Raw genomic sequence first — 18,528 nt, 5'->3', positions numbered from 1 at the left:
GTTCACACCACCTGACGGTCCTTGAGGCCGGCGATGTCCGCGGTGGTGTAACCGATCTCGTCGAGGATCTCGTCGGTGTGTTCACCGAGGAGTGGCGCCCGCCGGCGGATGACGCCGGGCGTCGCCGACAGCCGAAACGGGGTCTGGATGATCGGCACGTCATGCGGCGCCCCCGGGAACGGAACCCGCTGCAGGTAACCCATCGCCGCGACGTGCGGGTCGTCGAGCACCTCCTGGGTTGAATGCATCGGGGCCGCAGGCATCTTCGCCGCCTCGAGGAGATCGAGCACTTCAGCCTTGGTCTTGTCGGCGCACCACTGCGACATGATGTCGTTGAGCGTGTCCCCGTTCTCCCAGCGCGAATCGTCGTCGGCGAACCGGGGGTCGTCGAACAACTCGGGCCGCCCGACCAGCCGGCACCAGCGTTTGAACATCGGCTGTCCGGCGACTTGAAGCAACACCCAGCCGTCATCGGAGGTCCGGTACAGGTCACACGGTGCCACCGATGTTCCCTGGTTGCCCATCCGCGGCTTGTCGGTGCCGAGCAGGTCGCGTTCGATCAGGAACGCGTTCGACAGCATCATCGCCGTGGGCAGTAGCGCTCCCTCGACCTGCTGTCCCTCGCCGGTGCGGTCCCGGTGATAGAGCGCCATCATCACCCCGATCGTCATCGTCAGCGCCGTGCCGAAGTCGGCGTAGGGCACCACCGTCCGGATCGGCTGGTCCGGTAGCCCCTGCCGATAGGTGGCGCCCGACATCACCTGTCCGGCACCGTCGAAACCGATGCGATCGCTGTAAGGACCACCTTCGCCGTAGGCGGTGGCACAGGCCAGGATGATGTCCGGCTTGACGCCGCGTAGCGTCTGGTAGTCCAGACCGCTGCCGCGCATCCCCGCCGCGGGCATGTTCGCGACGACGATATCGGCTCGCGCCACCAACTTGCGGGTGATCTCCTTGCCCGCATCGGTGGTCGTGTCCAGCGTCAAGGAGCGCTTGTTCCGGTTGCACTGCAGGAACGTCCCGCCCTCCCCGCCCTCGGTGACCGACTGCACCCAGCGATCCTCGCCGCCTTCCCGCTTCTCGACCCGGACCACGTCCGCACCCATGTCCGCCAGGAGCGCCGAACACCATGGCGCGGCGATGAAACGGCCATAGTCAAGCACACGCAAACCGTCGAGGACGCCCATGACCCACCTTTGCAGACACAATGACTGTAAGCCTTACAGTATTCCACGCGGCTTTGGTCGGGTCAGTCGATCACGCCGCGCCGGGTCAGGTGGTCGATCAGTGGCGCGGCCCCGGCCGCGAGGTGTTCGGACATCGCTGTGCGGGCGCGATCCTGGTCACGGTGCGCCAGCGCGTCGAGCAGGCGCCGGTGGTGTCCGTTGGATTTGTCGGGCCAGCCGTCGATGGTCGGGAACACCGACTCCGGCGCGTAGCGGGTGATCTGGGACATCAACTGCGCCAATTTGGGTGAATCAGCAGCGACGTTGATCGCGCGGTGGAATTCATGGTTGAGGCGCACCGCGCGTTCGCCGTCGTCGGCGGAATACGCGGCTTCCAACTCGGTCTGGATTTTTGTCAGCTCATCCAACGCCGTGTCGCTGATGTTGGCCGCGGCCCTGGCCGCCAACTCGCCACCGATGTGAGCTTGCACGATCGACACGTCGGTGATGTCCCGGACGGTCACCGGACACACCACGAAGCCACGCCGGGGCTGCTGGTCGAGCAGTCCCTCGGCCTTGAGTTCGAAGAGCGCTTCACGGACCGGGGTGACGCTCACTCCGAGCCCGGCGGCGAGCTGATCCAGGCGCACATATGTTCCGGCAGAGTAGGTTCCGTCGAAGATCCGTCCGCGGACGATCCGCGCCACATCCTCGGCGAGCTGTGGCCGGGCGGAGAAGTCGGGAGCGCTCACCGCGTCAGACCCGGTAGTCCGCCAGCAAACGCTTGCTGATGATGTTCTTCTGGATCTCGCTGGTCCCCTCCCCGATGAGCAGGAACGGTGCGTCCCGCATCAGTCGCTCGATCTCGTACTCCTTGGAGTATCCGTAACCGCCGTGGATCCGAAAGCTCTGCTGGGTGACCTCGGCGCACACTTCACTGGCGAAGTATTTCGCCATGCCGGCCGACACATCGTTGCGCTCACCGGAGTCCTTCAGCCGCGCCGCGTTGACCATCATCAGGTGCGCCGCCTCGACTTTGGTTGCCATCTCCGCCAACTGGAATGCGATGGCCTGGTGCTCGGCGATGGGTTTACCGAAAGTGCTGCGTTGTTGGGCATACCGGACGGCCAACTCGAACGCCCGGACGCCGACTCCGCACGCCCGAGCCGAGACGTTGACTCGCCCGACCTCGACACCGTCCATCATCTGGAAGAAACCCTGTCCGGGCGCCTCACCGAGGATGTCGGTGGCCCGGGCGCAGTAGCCGTCGAAGATCAGCTCGGTGGTGTCGATGCCCTTGTAGCCGAGTTTGTCGAGCTTGCCCGGGATGCTCAGGCCCGGTGCGACTTCACCGAACCCCGTGGGCTTCTCGATCAGGAATGCGGTCAGGTTGCGGTGCGGCTTGTCGGCGCCCTCGTCGGTGCGGACCAACGCAGCCACCAGCGTCGAACTGCCGCCGTTGGTCAACCACATCTTCTGGCCGTCGATGGTGTAGCTGCCGTCGCCGTTGTCCTTGGCCCTGGTACGGATCGCCGCGACGTCGGAACCTAGTTCGGGCTCTGACATCGAGAAGGCGCCGCGGGTCTCGCCGGTCGCCATCCGCGGCAGGTAGTGCTGCTTCTGCGCGTCGGTGCCGTGCTGACGGATCATGTACGCCACGATGAAGTGCGTGTTGATCACGCCCGACACACTCATCCAGCCGCGAGCCAGCTCCTCGACACACAACGCATAGGTGAGCAGCGACTCCCCCAGTCCGCCATACTCCTCGGGGATCATCAGCCCGAACAGACCCATCTCCCGCATCGCGTCGACGATCGCCTGTGGGTAGGTGTCGGCGTGCTCGAGCTCCTGCGCGGTCGGGATGACCTCCTTGTCGACGAATTGTCGTACCGTCGCGACGATCTCGGTCTGGAACTCGCTGAGCCCGAGTGTCTGCGCGAGTCTAGTCATGGGCGATCCCGCTCCGCTTCTCGCTGGTCATGGGCGTACCCGCTCCGCTTCTCGCTGGTCATGGGCGTACCCGCTCCGCTTCTCGCTGGTCATGGGCGAACCCTTTCGAACACAGCCGCCAGCCCCTGCCCGCCGCCGATGCACATCGTCTCGAGGCCGAACCTGGCGCCGCGGCGGTCGAGTTCGCGGGCCAGGGTGGCCAGCATCCGTCCGCCGGTCGCGCCGACCGGGTGTCCGAGGGAGATCCCCGAGCCGTGCACATTGGTGCGCTCCAGATCCGCTGCGGCGAACTTCCACTCGCGCATGCACGCCAACGCCTGGGCGGCGAAGGCCTCGTTGAGCTCGATCAGGTCCATGTCGGCCAGCGTGAGATCGGCCCGACGCAGGGCGACCTCGGTGGCGGGCACCGGCCCGATGCCCATCACCTCGGGCGCTACTCCTGCCACGCCCCACGACACCAACCGCACCAGTGGTCGCAGCCCGAGGTCGGCGGCCTTGTCCACAGTGGTCACCACGCACATCGACGCGGCGTCGTTCTGTCCGCTGGAGTTCCCCGCCGTCACAGTGGCGTCGGGATCGTTCTTTCCCAGAACCGGTTTGAGCTTGGACAGGGATTCCATCGTGGTGTCGGCTCGGGGGTGCTCGTCGGTGTCGATGACGGTGTCGCCGCCGCGCGAGGACACCGTCACCGGGATGATCGTCTCGGCCAGAAGGCCATCCGTGCGGGCCCCCACCGCCCGGCGGTGCGACAGGACAGCCAGTTCATCCTGCTCTTCACGTGGAATCGAGTACTGGCTGCGCAGGTTCTCCGCGGTCTCGAGCATCCCGCCGGGAACCGGGTGGTTCCGGCCGCCGGCGGTGACCCGGCCGCGCGCCAGTGCGTCGTGCACCTTCACTCCGCCTCGAGCGCCACCCCAGCGCATGTCGGTCGAATGGAACACCACATTGCTCATCGATTCGGCGCCACCGGCCACCACGAGATCGTCGTGGCCGCTGGCGACCTGCATGCCGGCCTGGATCACCGCCTGCAGGCCCGACCCGCAGCGTCGGTCGATCTGCATGCCGGGGACCGTCACCGGCAGCCCGGCATCCAGAGCGATCACCCGCCCGATCGCCGGCGCCTCCATGCTCGGATAACAGTGTCCGACGATCACGTCCTGCACCGAATCCGGTGCGATGCCGGTCCGTTCGAGCAAGCCCTGCAGCGCGGCGACGCCGAGGTCGACTGCGGTCAGCGACTTGAACATCCCGTTGTAGCGGCCGATCGGGGTGCGGACCGGCTCACAGATGACGGCATCGCGGATCACAAGTGCCGTCCCCCGGTGACCTCAAGGACCGTCCCGGTCATGTACGACGACAGGCCCGAGGCCAGAAAGAGCGCCACGTTGGCGACCTCGTCGGGCTCGCCCGCGCGGCCCATCGGCACCTCGGCGACCTTGGAGTCCCAAATGTGTTGCGGCATCGCCTCGGTCATCGCTGAGCGGATGAGTCCGGGCTGGATCGCATTCACCCGCACGCCGAGGTAGGCGAGCTCTTTCGAGGCGGCCTTCGTCATTCCGACTATTCCGGCCTTGGCTGCCGAATAGTTGGTCTGTCCGACCATGCCGACCTTCCCGGAGATCGACGACATGTTGACGATCGCACCACATTTGTTCTCCCGCATCACCGCCGCCGCCGACCGCAGACCGTTCCAGGTGCCTTTCAGGTGCACCGAGATCACCTGATCGAACTGCTCCTCGGTCATCTTGCGCATGGTCGCGTCACGGGTGATGCCCGCGTTGTTGACCATGATGTCCAGGCCCCCGAAGCCGTCCACCGCGGCGGCCACCAGCGCGTCGACCCGCTCGGCGCTCGTCACGTCACAGCGCACCGCGCGGGCGACGTCATCGCCGCCCAGTTGCGCGGCGGCGGCCTGGGTCGCCTCGAGGTTCACGTCACCGAGCACCACCCGCGCGCCTTCGGCGATGAAGCGCTGCGCAATCGCAAACCCAAGCCCCTGCGCACCACCGGTGACCACAGCGGTTTGACCAGTCAACAATGACACCTGTGCACCCATCCTCACTCTGTCGGACACGACCGACGCTTCTCATATCTGATATACGATATTTGCGAAGCATATCCGATAGGGAGCGCAGCCGATGACCACAGCCGAAGTCAGCGACGAGGATTTCCGAGAGGTCCTCGCCCAGACTCGCCACTTCGTCCGCACCGCCGTCGTCCCGCGGGAGCAGGAGATCCTGACCGACGACCGGGTCCCCGACGACCTGCGCGAGCAAGCCAAGAAGATGGGGTTGTTCGGATACGCCATTCCGCAGGAGTGGGGTGGCCTCGGTCTGGACCTCGCGCAGGATGTCGAACTGGCCATGGAGTTGGGCTACACGTCGTTGGCGTTGCGCTCGATGTTCGGCACCAACAACGGCATCGCCGGACAGGTGCTGGTCGGGTACGGCACCGACGAGCAGAAGTCGAGATGGCTGGAGGGCATCGCCTCCGGCGACGTCGTCGCGTCGTTCGCACTCACCGAACCCGGTGCCGGCTCCAACCCGTCAGGGTTGCGGACCAAGGCGGTCCGGGACGGCTCCCCCGACGACGACCCGGCCTGGATCATCACCGGGCAGAAGCAGTACATCACCAACGCCCCGACCGCCGACCTGTTCGTCGTGTTCGCCAGGACCAGGCCGGCCGACGCCAACGGTGCCGGCATCGCGGTGTTCCTCGTACCCGCCGAGACGCCGGGCGTCGAGGTCGGCGCCAAGGACAAGAAGATGGGTCAGGAAGGCGCCTGGACGGCCGACGTCAACTTCAGCGACGTACGCGTGCCGGGCAGCGCCCTGGTCGGCGGATCCGAGGACATCGGATACCGCGCGGCGATGACGTCACTGGCTCGCGGCCGGGTGCACATCGCGGCGCTGGCGGTCGGGACCGCGCAGCGTGCGCTCGACGAATCGGTGTCATATGCCGCGACGGCAACACAGGGCGGCACCGCGATCGGTGAATTCCAGTTGGTACAGGCGATGATCGCCGACCAGCAGACCGGGGTGCTGGCCGGCCGGGCACTGGTGCGTGACACCGCACGCAAGTGGATCACCGAAGAGGACCGCCGGATCGCGCCGTCGGCCGCGAAGCTCTTCTGCACCGAGATGGTGGGCAAAGTAGCCGACCTCGCGGTGCAGATCCACGGCGGCAGCGGCTATATGCGCGAGGTCCCGGTGGAGCGGATCTACCGCGATGTCCGACTGCTGCGCCTCTACGAGGGCACCAGCGAGATCCAGCGTCTGATCATCGGAGGCGGTCTCGTCAAAGCGGCGCAGAAGCGATGAGCGGCAGGCTCGACGGACGGGTGGCGTTCATCACCGGCGCCGCCCGGGGACAGGGACGCGCGCACGCGATACGGATGGCCACCGAGGGCGCCGACGTCATCGCCGTCGACATCGCCGGCCCGCTCCCGCCCTGTGTGCCTTACGATTCCGCAACCGAAGACGACCTTGCCGAGACGGTGAAACTCGTCGAGGAGCGCGGCGGTCGGATCCTCGCATCGGCGGTCGACACCCGTGACAGTGAGGCACTCAACGCCGCGGTCGAGGCCGGGGTGTCCGAATTCGGCAGGCTCGACATCATCGTCGCCAACGCCGGGGTCTCCGCACCCCAGGCGTGGGACCAGATCAGCACCGCGGATTTCCGCGACGTCATGGACATCAATGTCACCGGCACCTGGAACACCGTGATGGCGGGTGCACACAAGATCATCGAGGGCGGCCGCGGTGGATCCATCATCCTGATCAGCTCAGCCGCAGGAATCAAGCTGCAGCCCTTCATGATCCACTACACCGCCAGCAAGCACGCGGTCACCGGCATGGCGCGTGCGTTCGCCGCCGAACTGGGCAAGCACTCGATCCGGGTGAACAGCGTGCATCCCGGGCCGGTGGTGACCGACATGGCCACCGGCGAGATGGGTACCGCGCTGTCGGCGGCGATGGAGACCAACCCGCAGCTGTCTCACATGATGACGCCGTTCCTGCCGACCTGGGCTGTCGAGCCCGAGGATGTCGCGGACACGGTGAGCTGGCTGGCCTGTGACGAGTCGAAATTCATCACGGCGAGCGCGATCTCGATCGACCAGGGCTCCACCCACTACTGAACGCGCAGCGTCCTGCTCAGGAACGCCACCTGATCACCGACCGCTTTGTCGAACCAGTCGTGGCCCGGCCAGACGTCGAAGTGGTCACAGGGGTAGCGATGTACCTGTGCTCTGCCGTGCACGGCGGTGGCGGCGACCGCATCGGCGGGTACGTACTGGTCGAAGTCGGCAATCTGGACCAGAAGTGGACAGCTCAACTTCTTGGCAGCCGCGGTGGTGCGCACCCCGACAACCTCCAGACCGATGGCACAGTCGATCTCGTTGCGCCAGGTCGGACCCGCCAGGGACAGGTAGCTCTCGTATGCCCCGTCGAGCGCAAGCGCACCCACTCCGCCTGTCTCTGACACCAGCGGCATCAACGTCGGTTCACTCCCCCTGCCCACGGCGATCCGGCTCTTGACTCCGGTGAGGGTCCAGCGCAACGAGGTCACCAGATTGCGCGACCTCATCGCCGACCGGCTCACCGCGGCACCGCTGGTCAACGGCGTGAGCGCGATCACCGCGGAGATGTCCGCGCGTTCTGCGGCGGCCCGTAACACATGTCCTCCCGAAAACGACGCTCCCCACAGCGCAATCCGGTTCGGGTCCACTCCATCGAGCTGCCTGGCCGCCCCGACCGCAGCGTGGTAGTCGTCGATCTGCCGACGAACCGAAAGCGATTGCCGCGGTGTTCCTTCCGAAGCACCGAAACCGCGGTAGTCGAACGCCAGCACATCGACCCCGGCCGCGACAAACCGTTGCGCGAACGGCTCCAGCCCGGAGTCCTTGGTGCCGCCGAAACCGTGTGCCATCACCACCACCGGCCTTTCCGGCATGACACCGGCCGCGAAATGCCAGGCACTGCAGGCGGCGTCGCCGCTGACGAACGAGATCTCGCGCGGTGTCATCGCACCAGCTGCCGGGCCAGCCTGGCACGGTTGATCCCGGCAGGGAGCTCGCGCTTGCGCAGATCGTGTTCGTAGACGAAGTAATCCACCTGCTGAGTGTGCCGGGGCCGGTCGGTGCAGTGGCCGGCATGCAGCTGCTGATCGGCGTCGATCGTCCGTTCCATCTCGTCGACCGTCGGGAGCGCGTAACGGCCGACGGCGTAGGCCGCCAGTAGCCGCGACTGACACTCCACGAACGGGAACAGCGTCGGCACCGACTGGGCGAATCCGATGAAGGCCAGGCCGTCGATACCGGGTTTGAACATCCGCTTGTAGAGCCGGATGTGGTTGTCGGGGGCGTCGATGAAGTCCGGGTCGAAGAACGGGAAGGTGATGTTGTACCCGGTGGCGTAGAGGATCACGTCGAAATCGTCGCTGGTGCCGTCCTCGAAATGCACGGTGCGTCCGTCCAGTCGCGACACGTTCGGCTTGGGTGTGACGTCGCCTGATCCGAGTCGCAACGGCAGCTCGACCGACTGGGTGGGGTGCGCCTCGAACAGCTTGTGGTTGGCGGGGGGCAGGCCGTACATCGTCGGATCAGTTCCGAGCATCGGTGCGACCAGTTGCACTGCCTTTCGTTGCCATCTCAGCGGCAGATGCGGCGAGGTCCGCCAGAACATGTCCCCTGGACGTCCCGCGATGTATTTCGGCACGATCCACGCGCTGGAGCGGGTCGACAACGTGACCTCATTGCGCAGCGCCTTCGACGACAGTTCGACGGTGATGTCGGCGGCGCTGTTGCCGATGCCGACCACGAGGATGCGCCTACCGCTCAACTCCAGCGGGGTGGTCGGATCGATGTAGTGGTGGGAGTGCATCGTCTCGCCGGTGAACACTCCCGGGAACTCGGGCATCCGCGGGTCCCAGTGATGCCCGTTGGCCACCACCAGCATGTCGAATGACCGCTCCGCGCCGGCCTGGTCGCGGATCTGCCAGCCTCCCTGCGGTTGCCGGGCCGCGTGTACCACACCGTTGCCGAACTCGATCTGGCCGAGCAACCCGAACGCGCTCGCGTAGTCGTCGAGATAGGCCTTGACCTGGGAGTGGTGCGGAAACGACGGGAAGTGCTCCGGCATCGGGAAGTCCTTGAACGACAACCGATGCTTGGACGTGTCGATGTGCAGCGAGCGGTACGCGCTGCTGTGCCCGTTCGGGTTGCCGAAGGCCCAGTTCCCGCCGATGCGGTCGGACATCTCGAACGTCGTGTAGCGCACGCCGTAGTCCTTGAGCATTTTGCCCACGGTCAATCCGCTGATGCCCGAACCGATCACCGCGACATGCGGGTCTGCATGATCCACCGGCACTCCTCACGCCGAAAGGGAATCTACGAGCGTTTTTGACGAACGTCAACAGTCATTGACGCTCGTGAACTCCGCCTCGGCGACGGCCGGGGATCAGCCGATGAAGCGCACGATCGACTCGGCCACCGCGGCCGGCTTGTCGGAGCCCTCGATCTCGACGGTCGTGTTCAACGTCGCCTGCACCGCGCCGTCCAGTTGGGTGACCGAGGCGATCTCTGCGCGCGCCCGCAGCCTGGCGCCGACCCTGACCGGCGTGATGAAGCGGACCTTGTTGTATCCGTAGTTGATCGCCATCGCCACGTTGTCGACGCTGTAGAGCTGATGGGTGAAGTGAGGGATGAGCGACAACGTCAGCAGTCCGTGCGCGATCGTCTCGCCGAAGGGCCCGCCTGCCGCCCGCTCCGGGTCCACATGAATCCACTGATGGTCGTCGGTGGCCTCAGCGAACAAATTGACCCGCTCCTGCGTGATCTCGAGCCACTCCGTGGGACCGAGTTGGGCGCCCTCTGCGGCAATGAATTCGGCCAACCCGTTGAACTTCTTCACAGTTGTCTCCTTTGACCCGGACGCCCGCGGGAACGACCTCTCGATTGGGCGAGATTGATGGTTCGTTCCTCACAGTGCCACAGCGCTGCGGGTGCATTCGCGCCGACCTTGACCACGTAGGTGGCTTTGTGTGCGGCCCGTTGCGTCAGCAGGAATTCTGGCACGCGCTGCCGTATTGCTGTCACGTTCGGGGTTGCGCCGACGCAGAGCAGCGAACCTGTCAGCTTGACGAAGCATCATCCAGGGCCGTGCCGCAACCGTCCTCCACAGCGGTCCGTGGTGTGCGCTGTGGCGGATAATCGATGGCCGCGGCGCGGAGTCAGCGAATGCCTCCACAAAATCCAGAGCGCGTCGTCAAAGGACAAATCCCCTCGCCATCGGGTCCGTCAAATACGAATTCCACGCAACAAGACCCGTGGGATCCGATGAATTTCGGCTTGCCAAAAGTAGTGCTCGGCTTAGTCAGGCGTCCCCCGAATGCTCCGTCAATGCAGAAAGCAGAAAATATTGACCGGCTAGCTGGAATAAATGCCGTGTACAGCGACATAATGATCTTGCTCTTGCTCTATTTACTCCGAAGCCGGATAGGGCCGGATACGGAAAGTCGGCAGCAGGCGGCGCCCCTTTGTTCCGCCGGCTGCCCTACGACGGGAAAGAACCATGACAGTTTCACCGCTTGAATCCACCGAGTTCGATTTCCGTTTGGACCGGCGCCACAGCTGGTGGGATGAGGATGCGGAATGCACCTTGATCATGTCCCAGCCACGGCTCGATCCCGAGTTGTGGCTGCAGTATCTGCACGGCGCGGAGCGCAGCTATCGCAAGCACGGTGTGGAGGTTGCTCTGCAGATGGCCGACATCCGTGACGGTCACGACACCACGCTGTTCTGGACAGCGGTCGACGCAGCCGGGCGGGTGATCGGCGGGGTCCGGGCAAAGGGCCCGCTGACCTGCGCCGAAGACTCCCATGCCCTCGTCGAATGGGCCGGGCAGCCCGGGCTACCGGCAGTGCGCAAGATGATCGATGACCGGGTGCCGTTCGGAGTTCTCGAGATGAAGTCGGGGTTCGTCACCGACGATGCCGATAAGAGCAGGGGCGTGACCCGGGTGCTGGCGCGCTCTGCGTTCCACGCCATGGCTGCTGTGGACCTGCAGTTCTGCATGGCCACCTCCGCGGCCCATGTACTCGACAAGTGGCGGTCGTCAGGCGGCGTGGTGGCCTCGATCCCCGCGACGCCGTATCCGGACCCGCGCTACTGCACCAAGATGATGTGGTGGGACCGTCGCACGTTCATCAAGCACGCCGAACCCGCCCAGGTGTCGAAGATCTTCAACGAGATCCTGTCGTTGGACCAGGCGATTTCCGGAGCGAACCACAACCCGCTGCGGCGCGACGCTGCACTGTGACGTCTGAGCACCGTGGCACCCCAGCGACGGGTGTGATTTTCGCCCGCGTCTCACGATCTCGCCGCGGGCATCCGCCCTCCAACGCCACAGCAACCGTATTGTGACTGCACGATGCCTGAGAACGCTCCGCCCCGCAGCCTCGACCTGATGGTCACCTCGGTGGCCACCCAGTTGATGGCGGCAACAGCCGTGACATCGGTCGAGGTGAGCCAACGGGTGCTGGGTGACCTGGTCGCGTTCCTCGGCGTCGACGTCAGCTTCCTGCGTTACAACGACCACGCGCTGCGCGCGTCCAGACTGATCGCCGAATGGCCGATCCGGACCAACGCCCCCGACCCAGACCCTCTCGGGTTGGTGTTCTTCGCCGATGCCGATCCGGTGTTCGCCGTGTCGGAGCACGCCAAGAAGCCGGTGGTGTTGCGGCCGGAACCGGCCACCGGCGACTACCAGCGTCGGATCGAGGAGGGCCGCGCAGTGCCGGCCACGTCGATGGCGGCGGCCCCACTGGTCTCCGGTGAGGTCACCACCGGCGCTCTCGGATTCGTCAAGTTCGGCGACAGGGAGTGGAGCCAGGAGGAACTCAACGCCCTCGAGGCCATCGCCTCGCTGTTCGCGCAGGTCCAGGCACGGGTCCAGGCCGAGGAGCAGCTGCGTTACCTCGCAGAACACGACGATCTGACGGGCCTGTACAACCGTCGGGCGCTGCTGGCGCACCTCGATGAGCGGCTGGCCGAGGGCCGTCCCGGTCCGGTCTCGGCGTTGTTCTTCGACCTCGACCGGCTCAAGGCGATCAACGACTACCTCGGCCACACCGCAGGCGACTGGTTCATCCGGGTACTCGCCGAACGGCTCCGCAGGGGCGCCGACGGGCCCAACCTGATCGCCAGGCTGGGCGGCGACGAGTTCGTCGTGGTCCCGGCGCACCCGATGGACGCTGTCAGCGGAGAAGCACTCGCCTACCGGCTCCAGTCGACGCTGCGCGAACGCGTGTCCATCGACGGCGAGATGCTCACCCGCACCGTGAGCATCGGTGTCGCGCTTGGGATCCCGGGCCAAGACACCACATCGGATCTGCTCCGACGGGCCGATCAGGCGGTGCTGACCGCCAAGAGCTCCGGGGGCAACAAGATCTCGGTCTTCACCGATGACATGTCGATGGAGAACGAGTTCCGCAACGACATCGAACTGCACCTGCAGAGCGTCATTGAGAACGGCGCACTGCTTCTGCACTACCTGCCCGAGATCGACATGCGGACCGGGGACATCCTCGCTGCCGAAGCACTGGTCCGTTGGCAACACCCGACACGCGGCCTGCTCTCCCCCGATTCGTTCATCGGCGTCGCGGAATCGATCAATCTCGCCGGTGAGCTGGGACGCTGGGTGATGCGCACAGCCTGCACCGAGTTCGCCGGGTGGCGGGCCCGCGGTGTCGGCACCAACACCGTGTTGCGGATCAATGTGTCGCCGGTGCAGCTGGTCACCGATGGCTTCGTCGAATCGGTGGCAGACATCATGACCGAGTTCGGGCTGGACCACGGGTCGGTGTGTCTGGAGATCACCGAGAGCGTGGTCGTGCAGGACATCGAGACCACCAGGATCACCCTCGCCGGGTTGAAGAACGCCGGAGTGCAGGTCGCCATCGACGACTTCGGGACCGGATACAGCGCGTTGAGCCATCTGAAGTCGCTGCCCGTCGACACCCTCAAGATCGACAAGAGTTTCGTGGGTGAGCTGGGTTCCAACCCCGGTGATCTCGCGATCGTCCGGGCGATCATCGCGCTGGCAGAAGCGTTCGGCCTCGAACTGGTCGCCGAGGGCGTGGAGACCGAGGCAGCGGCGTTGACGTTGCTTCGGCACGGGTGTCACCGGGCCCAGGGCTTCCTGCTGTCACGCCCGATCGCGGCTGCGGCGATGGAGTCGCTGCTGGCCAAAGGCCGGATTCCGATCCACTTCTAGGCGGGGTCCGCGGTCAGCAACTCGACCCGGCCGAACCGGCTTGCCGACTTGCTGACCAGCGCGACCCGCATCACACCGGCGGCGGGAAGCTGTGCCGTCCCCCGGGCAGGCACACCGGCGCGGCACAACAGCACCCCGTGGCGGGCGCGAACGGCCAATGGGCCGTCCGCGGTCGTGAACACGGCCCCGACGACCTGGCCGTCCTCGAAGACCAGCCGATCCAATCGGGTCACCACTTCGACGTCCACATCCCGGCTGCGGGCTTCTGTGTCGAGCCAATCGAGCACCGACCCGGCACGGTCGCCGGGGCCCGGACTCATCGACCCGATCTCGGTGATCCCGACGGCGTCGCCGGTTGCGGAGAGCATCGCTGTGGCGGTCCAGTCCGTGACGCGCGTGTACAGGTAGCCCGACGGCGAGCGGATGCACCGAGAAGTCCACTCCCGCAATTCGGCACCGACGAACGGGGGAACCTTGCGCGCCGGCGGTGCGGCGGGTGTCGGCGCGGGCCGGACCGGCACCCCGTCGTCGAGCAGCGACAGCGCCGCGGGGTCGAGGTCGCCGGCCAACTCGGCGAGGTATGCTGCGGTCTCACTGTCACCACTGTCGATGGTGAACCACCCCGGGGGGCCGCCTGCGGCATCGGACACCTGTGGCGCCTGCACCTTCGCGACGAGTACCTCAGCCCCTGCGTCGGCCGCCGAGAGCGCGCCGGCCAGTCCGGCGACACCGGCATCGGTACACACGACGTCGACTTCGTCGTCCCATTGCAGATCCCATGTCACGGTTATTTGCCTTAAATTTGCCATTGCCGCTATATCGATTGGCCTCGTGGTACGTCTTAGTGTCTATCTGTCGCTAATAAAAGTGGCGTATACGCAATCCCCACGACCGATTCAGTGGCCCCTGGATGATTTGCCATCACGGCCGACGGCAACTGAAGAAACGTACCATCGAATGGCTTCCTGTCCGCGCGGCACCGTTCCCGACAGCCCGAATGCCGCGTCTGCGAATGGGCGCCGGTGGCGTCCGCGCCGAGTGCGTTCACCCATTCATTGTGGGCGGTGCGCGGACGTACTCGGGGGCGACTGGGGAATCGAACGCTCCCCGGAATCGGACCCGACGCCCCCTTACCTAACTAACTAGGTTTACTCTGTCCCTGACGGCGTGATGAGAAGGGAACTTCGATGGACCTGCAGTGGTCGCCCGCCGACCTCGCGTTCCGCGATGAGGTGCGCGCGTTCCTCGATGACAAGTTGACACCTGAGCTGCGTCGCGCCGGGCGCCTGATGACCAGCGTCTACGCCGACCACGACGCCAGCATGCAGTGGCAGCAGCTCCTGCACGAACACGGGTGGGCCGCACCGGCTTGGCCGGTCGCGTACGGCGGGTGCGACTGGAGCCTGACCCAGCACTACATCTTCAGCCGGGAGTCGACGTTGGCCGGCGCACCGTCGTTGTCGCCGATGGGCATCCGGATGGTGGCGCACGCGATCATCACGTTCGGCAGCGACGAGCAGAAGGACTACTTCCTGCCCCGCATCCTGACCGGAGAGGTGTTCTTCTGCCAGGGCTACTCGGAACCGGAGGCGGGATCCGACCTGGCGGCGCTGTCGATGACCGCGCGCGACGACGGGGACCATCTGGTCTGCACCGGCAGCAAGATCTGGACCACACACGCCAGGGAGGCGAACTGGATGTTCGCCTTGGTGCGCACCACCCGCACCGACAAGAAACAACGCGGCATCACCTTCGTCCTGATCGACATGTCCTCACCCGGGATCGAGATCCGTCCGTTGGTGATGACGTCGGGCGAAGAAGTGCAGAATCAGGTGTTCTTCGACGAGGTCAGGGTGCCCAAGGCCAACGTGATCGGGCAGATCGACGACGGTTGGACAGTCGCCAAGTACCTCTTGGAGTTCGAGCGCGGCGGCGGCGCCACCGCCCCCGCACTGCAGGTGATGGCCGAGGAGATCGCCACGGTGGCTGCCGAACAGCCGGGGCCGAGCGGGGGTCGGCTGCTCGACGACGTCGCCTTTGCCCGCAAGCTCGCCGATGTGCGGATTCGGACCGAAGTGCTCGAGATCCTCGAATACCAGGTGCTGGCAGTGGTGGCCGAGGGCGGCAACCCAGGCGCGAAGTCCTCGATGCTCAAGGTGCTCAGCACCGAGCTCAGTCAGTCGATCACCACCCTCGCGATGGAGGCGGCGGGACCGCGCGGACGCGTCTACCAGCCCCACGCGACATGTCCCGGTGGTCCGATCGCGGAGTTCGAGCCACCAGCGGGCGATTACGTCACCGGCGACGCCTGGCAGGCGGTCGCTCCGCTTCGCTACTTCAACGACCGGGCGGGCTCGATATACGCCGGTAGCAACGAGATTCAGCGCAACATTCTGGCCAAAGCGGCATTGGGGCTGTAAGTGGACTTCAAACTCAGCGACGAACAGGAACTGCTGCGCGGCGGCCTGAGCAAGTTCCTCGCGACCCGCTATGACCTGGAGAAGAGCAGGTCCGCAGCGAAGACGGGCAAGGGCTGGCAGCCCGACATCTGGCGGGCATTCGCCGACGAGCTCGGCATCCTGGGCGCGACCCTGCCCGAGGAGCACGGCGGCATCGGCGGCGGCCCGGTGGAGATGATGCTGATCGCCGAAGCGCTCGGGCACGCCCTGGTGATCGAACCCTACGTCGACACCGCCGTCGTGGCGGCCGGGCTGTTGCGCCGCGCCGGGGCCACCGACCTGTTGGACGGTGTTGTTGCCGGGGACTCGATCGTCACTCTGGCCGCCACCGAGCCGACTTCGGGTGAGTACTGGCAGGACGTGTCGACGACCGCCGAGCGCGACGGTGACCAGTGGGTGCTGCACGGCACGAAGATCGTCTCGGCCGGTACCCCGTTGGCCAGCCATGTGCTGGTGACCGCCCGCACGTCCGGGCGGCGCTGCGACGCCGACGGCATCTCGCTGTTAGCGGTGGACCTCGGCGCCGCCGCGCCGGGTATCGAACTGCACCACTACCGCACCATCGATGACCGCCGGGCATCCGACATCCTGCTGGACGGTCTGCGACTTCCCGCCGCCGCACTCCTCGGTGAGCAGGGCGGCGCATGGCCGTCCCTCTCACAGGCCCGCGACCAGGGGGCCGCCGCGATCTGCGCCGAAGCGGTCGGGTGCATGCGCAAGGTGCTGGCCGACACCGTCGAGTACTGCAAGCAGCGCCAGCAGTTCGGCCAGCCCATCGGCAGCTTTCAGGTACTCCAGCACCGCATGGTGGACATGTACATGGAGGTCGAACAGGCCGCGGCGGCGGTGCATCTGGCCATCCTCAACCTGGAGGCGGACGATGCCTCACGGGCGCGGGCTGTTTCGGCGGCGAAGGCAACGGTCGGGCGAGCCGCACAGTTCGTCGGGCAGCAGGCCGTGCAACTGCACGGCGGCATGGGGATGACCGAGGAACTGGCGATCGGCCACTATTTCAAGCGGCTCACGGCGCTGCAGTTCGAATTCGGCTCGACCGACCACCACATCACCCGCTACGCGCAACTCACTGCCGGCTAACTCGCCTCACCCGAGGCCTCCTGCTCCGCGCGGTGGCGGATCCCGAGCAGCATCTTCCGCTCCATCACGAAGTGCGCGATGTCGTAGATCGGGTTGCCCCCGTAACCACCGTTGCCGCGGGCCAGCAACCGGGTCCGTCGGCCCTCGGGCCGGAGGTGGAAAGACCAACTGCCCGAAGCTTTGTCACCGCGCTGCACCCGCTCGTAGTCGTCGGGCGACATCAGCACCAGGTGGGATTTCGGCACCGCGGCGGCGACCACCTGTCTCCCCCTGTCGCCGCCGCGGCGAGCCAGCCATACAGTGTCGCCGACCTGGACGTCCTGCCACTCCGGATGGATGACGTTGGCGTTGTGGATGTCTGCGCCCACCGCGCGTTCGAGAAAGCTGTAGCTGTAGAACCCACCACGGTTCTCGCCGATCTGCGCCAGCCAGGGCCAGATCGCCTCCGGACCGGCGTCGACCGAGACCGCACGGGTGGTGCGTGGTCCGTCGGTGTCGACCAGCTCGTCGCCGGGAAGCCCCTGGGCCATCTCCCCCCGCGACGCCCCCCAGAAGTACATCCACGGCCGCACGCGGGTGCGATAGCCGATGACCAAGCCCAGCAACGCCATCGCGCCGGCAAGACGACCCCTCGCAGTCATTTCCGTCGCGCCACGATCACCGGTACCCGTGCCGATTGCACCACCTGTGAACCCACCGAACCGAGAAGCATTCCGGCGAAACCGCCCCGGCCGTGGCTGCCCACGACGAGCAGCTGGGCCTGGCCGGCTTCCTCCAGGAGCCGGTGCCCGGGCCGGTCACGATGCACCACACGACGCACGGTGACGTCGGGATAGCGCTCCTGCCAACCGGCCAGCCGCTCGGCCAGCACCATCTCCTCCTCGGGCTGGATCTCACTCCAGCCGACGCCGGGCAGTTCATATCCGGCGTCGCTCCACGTGTGTACCGCGACCAGGTCGACACCCCGTCGCGATGCCTCGTCGAACGCGATCGCGGTGGCATGCTCGGAGGCCGGCGAGCCGTCGATGCCGACGACCACCGGCGCCCGGTCAGGATGTGGTATCAGCGGGTCCGCGTCGTGGATCACCGCGACAGGGCAGTGCGCGTGCTGCACCAACCCGGTGCTGACCGATCCGAGCAGCCGGCGTTCCCACTTCCCCAGTCCGCGACTGCCGACGACGATCATCTCGGCATCCTTGGTGAGGTCCGCCAACGTCCGAATGGCCTGACCGTTGACGATCTTCTGGTCGACGCGGACCGATTGCCCACCGGCGGTGGCGGCCTCGACGACGGCGACCGCGTCGGCGAGGATCTCCCGCGCCGCCCTCTGTTCGTCCGCTACAAACTCCGACGGCAGGGGAACCTGGATCCATGCTTGAACAGCCTCCCCGGGCAGCACGTGCACCAGCGTGAGCGGGACGCCCCGCAGTGCCGCGTCGCGCGCGGCCCAGTCGATGGCCACTCGCGAGCCCGCCGAGCCGTCGGCGCCGACGATGATGCCGAGAGGTGCTGATTGGGTGGACATCGGTGTGTCTCCTCACGTGAGCGGCGCGGCGATGCCGCCGATACCTCGACGCTATCGCC

At 66.2% G+C, this 18,528-nt stretch carries 17 protein-coding genes; 6 read left to right on the top strand and 11 right to left on the bottom strand.

Annotation, left to right across the window (positions count from 1 at the left end; translation table 11 throughout):
- Positions 1–2: 2 nt before the first annotated feature.
- From BEMPMBAN_RS04620 to fabG, 5 genes are all read right to left on the bottom strand, one after another.
- A complete protein-coding gene (locus BEMPMBAN_RS04620; protein WP_159229213.1) occupies positions 3–1,187 on the bottom strand; it encodes a CaiB/BaiF CoA transferase family protein in 1,185 nt (394 codons plus the stop codon).
- 62 nt (positions 1,188–1,249) lie between these two features.
- The gene (locus BEMPMBAN_RS04615) at positions 1,250–1,918 is read right to left on the bottom strand and encodes a GntR family transcriptional regulator (protein ID WP_159229212.1); all 669 of its coding nucleotides are present in this window, start codon (positions 1,916–1,918) and stop codon (positions 1,250–1,252) included.
- Positions 1,919–1,922: 4 nt separating this feature from the next.
- Positions 1,923–3,116 (bottom strand): acyl-CoA dehydrogenase family protein, encoded by a 1,194-nt coding sequence (locus BEMPMBAN_RS04610; RefSeq protein WP_159229211.1) that lies wholly within the window; start codon positions 3,114–3,116, stop codon positions 1,923–1,925.
- Positions 3,117–3,205: 89 nt separating this feature from the next.
- A complete protein-coding gene (locus BEMPMBAN_RS04605; protein WP_159229256.1) occupies positions 3,206–4,420 on the bottom strand; it encodes an acetyl-CoA C-acetyltransferase in 1,215 nt (404 codons plus the stop codon).
- Positions 4,420–5,160, bottom strand: coding sequence for a 3-oxoacyl-ACP reductase FabG (gene fabG / locus BEMPMBAN_RS04600; protein WP_234897289.1), 741 nt, complete (start codon positions 5,158–5,160; stop codon positions 4,420–4,422). The genes BEMPMBAN_RS04605 and fabG overlap by 1 nt, the downstream gene beginning before the upstream one ends.
- A 94-nt stretch (positions 5,161–5,254) precedes the next feature.
- Between fabG and BEMPMBAN_RS04595 the strand changes: the two genes are divergently transcribed.
- Together BEMPMBAN_RS04595 and BEMPMBAN_RS04590 are read left to right on the top strand one after the other, a co-directional pair.
- Positions 5,255–6,436, top strand: coding sequence for an acyl-CoA dehydrogenase family protein (locus tag BEMPMBAN_RS04595; protein WP_159229210.1), 1,182 nt, complete (start codon positions 5,255–5,257; stop codon positions 6,434–6,436).
- Positions 6,433–7,254: a mycofactocin-coupled SDR family oxidoreductase gene (locus BEMPMBAN_RS04590; RefSeq protein ID WP_159229209.1), complete on the top strand. Its 822-nt coding sequence runs from the start codon at positions 6,433–6,435 to the stop codon at positions 7,252–7,254. Before BEMPMBAN_RS04595 ends, BEMPMBAN_RS04590 begins: the two co-directional genes overlap by 4 nt.
- Here BEMPMBAN_RS04590 and BEMPMBAN_RS04585 read toward each other — a convergent pair.
- The 3 genes from BEMPMBAN_RS04585 to BEMPMBAN_RS04575 all read right to left on the bottom strand — a co-directional run bounded on the left by BEMPMBAN_RS04585 (position 7,248) and on the right by BEMPMBAN_RS04575 (position 10,027).
- Positions 7,248–8,141: an alpha/beta hydrolase gene (locus BEMPMBAN_RS04585; protein WP_159229208.1), complete on the bottom strand. Its 894-nt coding sequence runs from the start codon at positions 8,139–8,141 to the stop codon at positions 7,248–7,250. The two genes, BEMPMBAN_RS04590 and BEMPMBAN_RS04585, sit on opposite strands and share 7 nt — an antisense overlap.
- Positions 8,138–9,478: a flavin-containing monooxygenase gene (locus tag BEMPMBAN_RS04580; protein WP_159229207.1), complete on the bottom strand. Its 1,341-nt coding sequence runs from the start codon at positions 9,476–9,478 to the stop codon at positions 8,138–8,140. The genes BEMPMBAN_RS04585 and BEMPMBAN_RS04580 overlap by 4 nt, the downstream gene beginning before the upstream one ends.
- Before the next feature lie 96 nt (positions 9,479–9,574).
- Entirely contained in the window at positions 9,575–10,027 is a 453-nt protein-coding gene (locus tag BEMPMBAN_RS04575; RefSeq protein ID WP_159229206.1) for a MaoC family dehydratase, read from the bottom strand.
- A gap of 660 nt (positions 10,028–10,687) precedes the next feature.
- On the opposite strand from BEMPMBAN_RS04575, the gene BEMPMBAN_RS04570 reads away from it, so the two are divergent.
- Together BEMPMBAN_RS04570 and BEMPMBAN_RS04565 are read left to right on the top strand one after the other, a co-directional pair.
- Entirely contained in the window at positions 10,688–11,434 is a 747-nt protein-coding gene (locus tag BEMPMBAN_RS04570) for a hypothetical protein (protein WP_159229205.1), read from the top strand.
- 111 nt (positions 11,435–11,545) lie between these two features.
- Positions 11,546–13,390, top strand: coding sequence for a putative bifunctional diguanylate cyclase/phosphodiesterase (locus BEMPMBAN_RS04565; protein ID WP_159229204.1), 1,845 nt, complete (start codon positions 11,546–11,548; stop codon positions 13,388–13,390).
- Here BEMPMBAN_RS04565 and BEMPMBAN_RS04560 read toward each other — a convergent pair.
- Positions 13,387–14,175, bottom strand: a complete 789-nt coding sequence (locus BEMPMBAN_RS04560; RefSeq protein ID WP_234897288.1) for an FAD-binding protein — start codon at positions 14,173–14,175, stop codon at positions 13,387–13,389. The genes BEMPMBAN_RS04565 and BEMPMBAN_RS04560 overlap by 4 nt on opposite strands.
- A 402-nt stretch (positions 14,176–14,577) precedes the next feature.
- Between BEMPMBAN_RS04560 and BEMPMBAN_RS04555 the strand changes: the two genes are divergently transcribed.
- Both BEMPMBAN_RS04555 and BEMPMBAN_RS04550 read left to right on the top strand, forming a co-directional pair.
- Positions 14,578–15,810, top strand: coding sequence for an acyl-CoA dehydrogenase family protein (locus BEMPMBAN_RS04555; RefSeq protein WP_159229202.1), 1,233 nt, complete (start codon positions 14,578–14,580; stop codon positions 15,808–15,810).
- On the top strand, positions 15,811–16,944 hold the full coding sequence (locus BEMPMBAN_RS04550) for an acyl-CoA dehydrogenase family protein (RefSeq protein ID WP_159229201.1): 1,134 nt from the start codon (positions 15,811–15,813) through the stop codon (positions 16,942–16,944). It begins immediately after the preceding gene.
- On the opposite strand, the gene BEMPMBAN_RS04545 is transcribed toward BEMPMBAN_RS04550, so the two are convergent.
- Together BEMPMBAN_RS04545 and BEMPMBAN_RS04540 are read right to left on the bottom strand one after the other, a co-directional pair.
- Positions 16,941–17,585: a hypothetical protein gene (locus BEMPMBAN_RS04545; protein ID WP_159229200.1), complete on the bottom strand. Its 645-nt coding sequence runs from the start codon at positions 17,583–17,585 to the stop codon at positions 16,941–16,943. The genes BEMPMBAN_RS04550 and BEMPMBAN_RS04545 overlap by 4 nt on opposite strands.
- Positions 17,582–18,469: a universal stress protein gene (locus BEMPMBAN_RS04540; protein WP_159229199.1), complete on the bottom strand. Its 888-nt coding sequence runs from the start codon at positions 18,467–18,469 to the stop codon at positions 17,582–17,584. Before BEMPMBAN_RS04540 ends, BEMPMBAN_RS04545 begins: the two co-directional genes overlap by 4 nt.
- Positions 18,470–18,528 lie beyond the last annotated feature (59 nt).

The sequence above is a fragment of the Mycolicibacterium austroafricanum genome (assembly GCF_902705885.1).
Classification (GTDB): domain Bacteria; phylum Actinomycetota; class Actinomycetes; order Mycobacteriales; family Mycobacteriaceae; genus Mycobacterium; species Mycobacterium vanbaalenii_A.
This window is presented reverse-complemented; position numbering and strand designations above follow the sequence as displayed.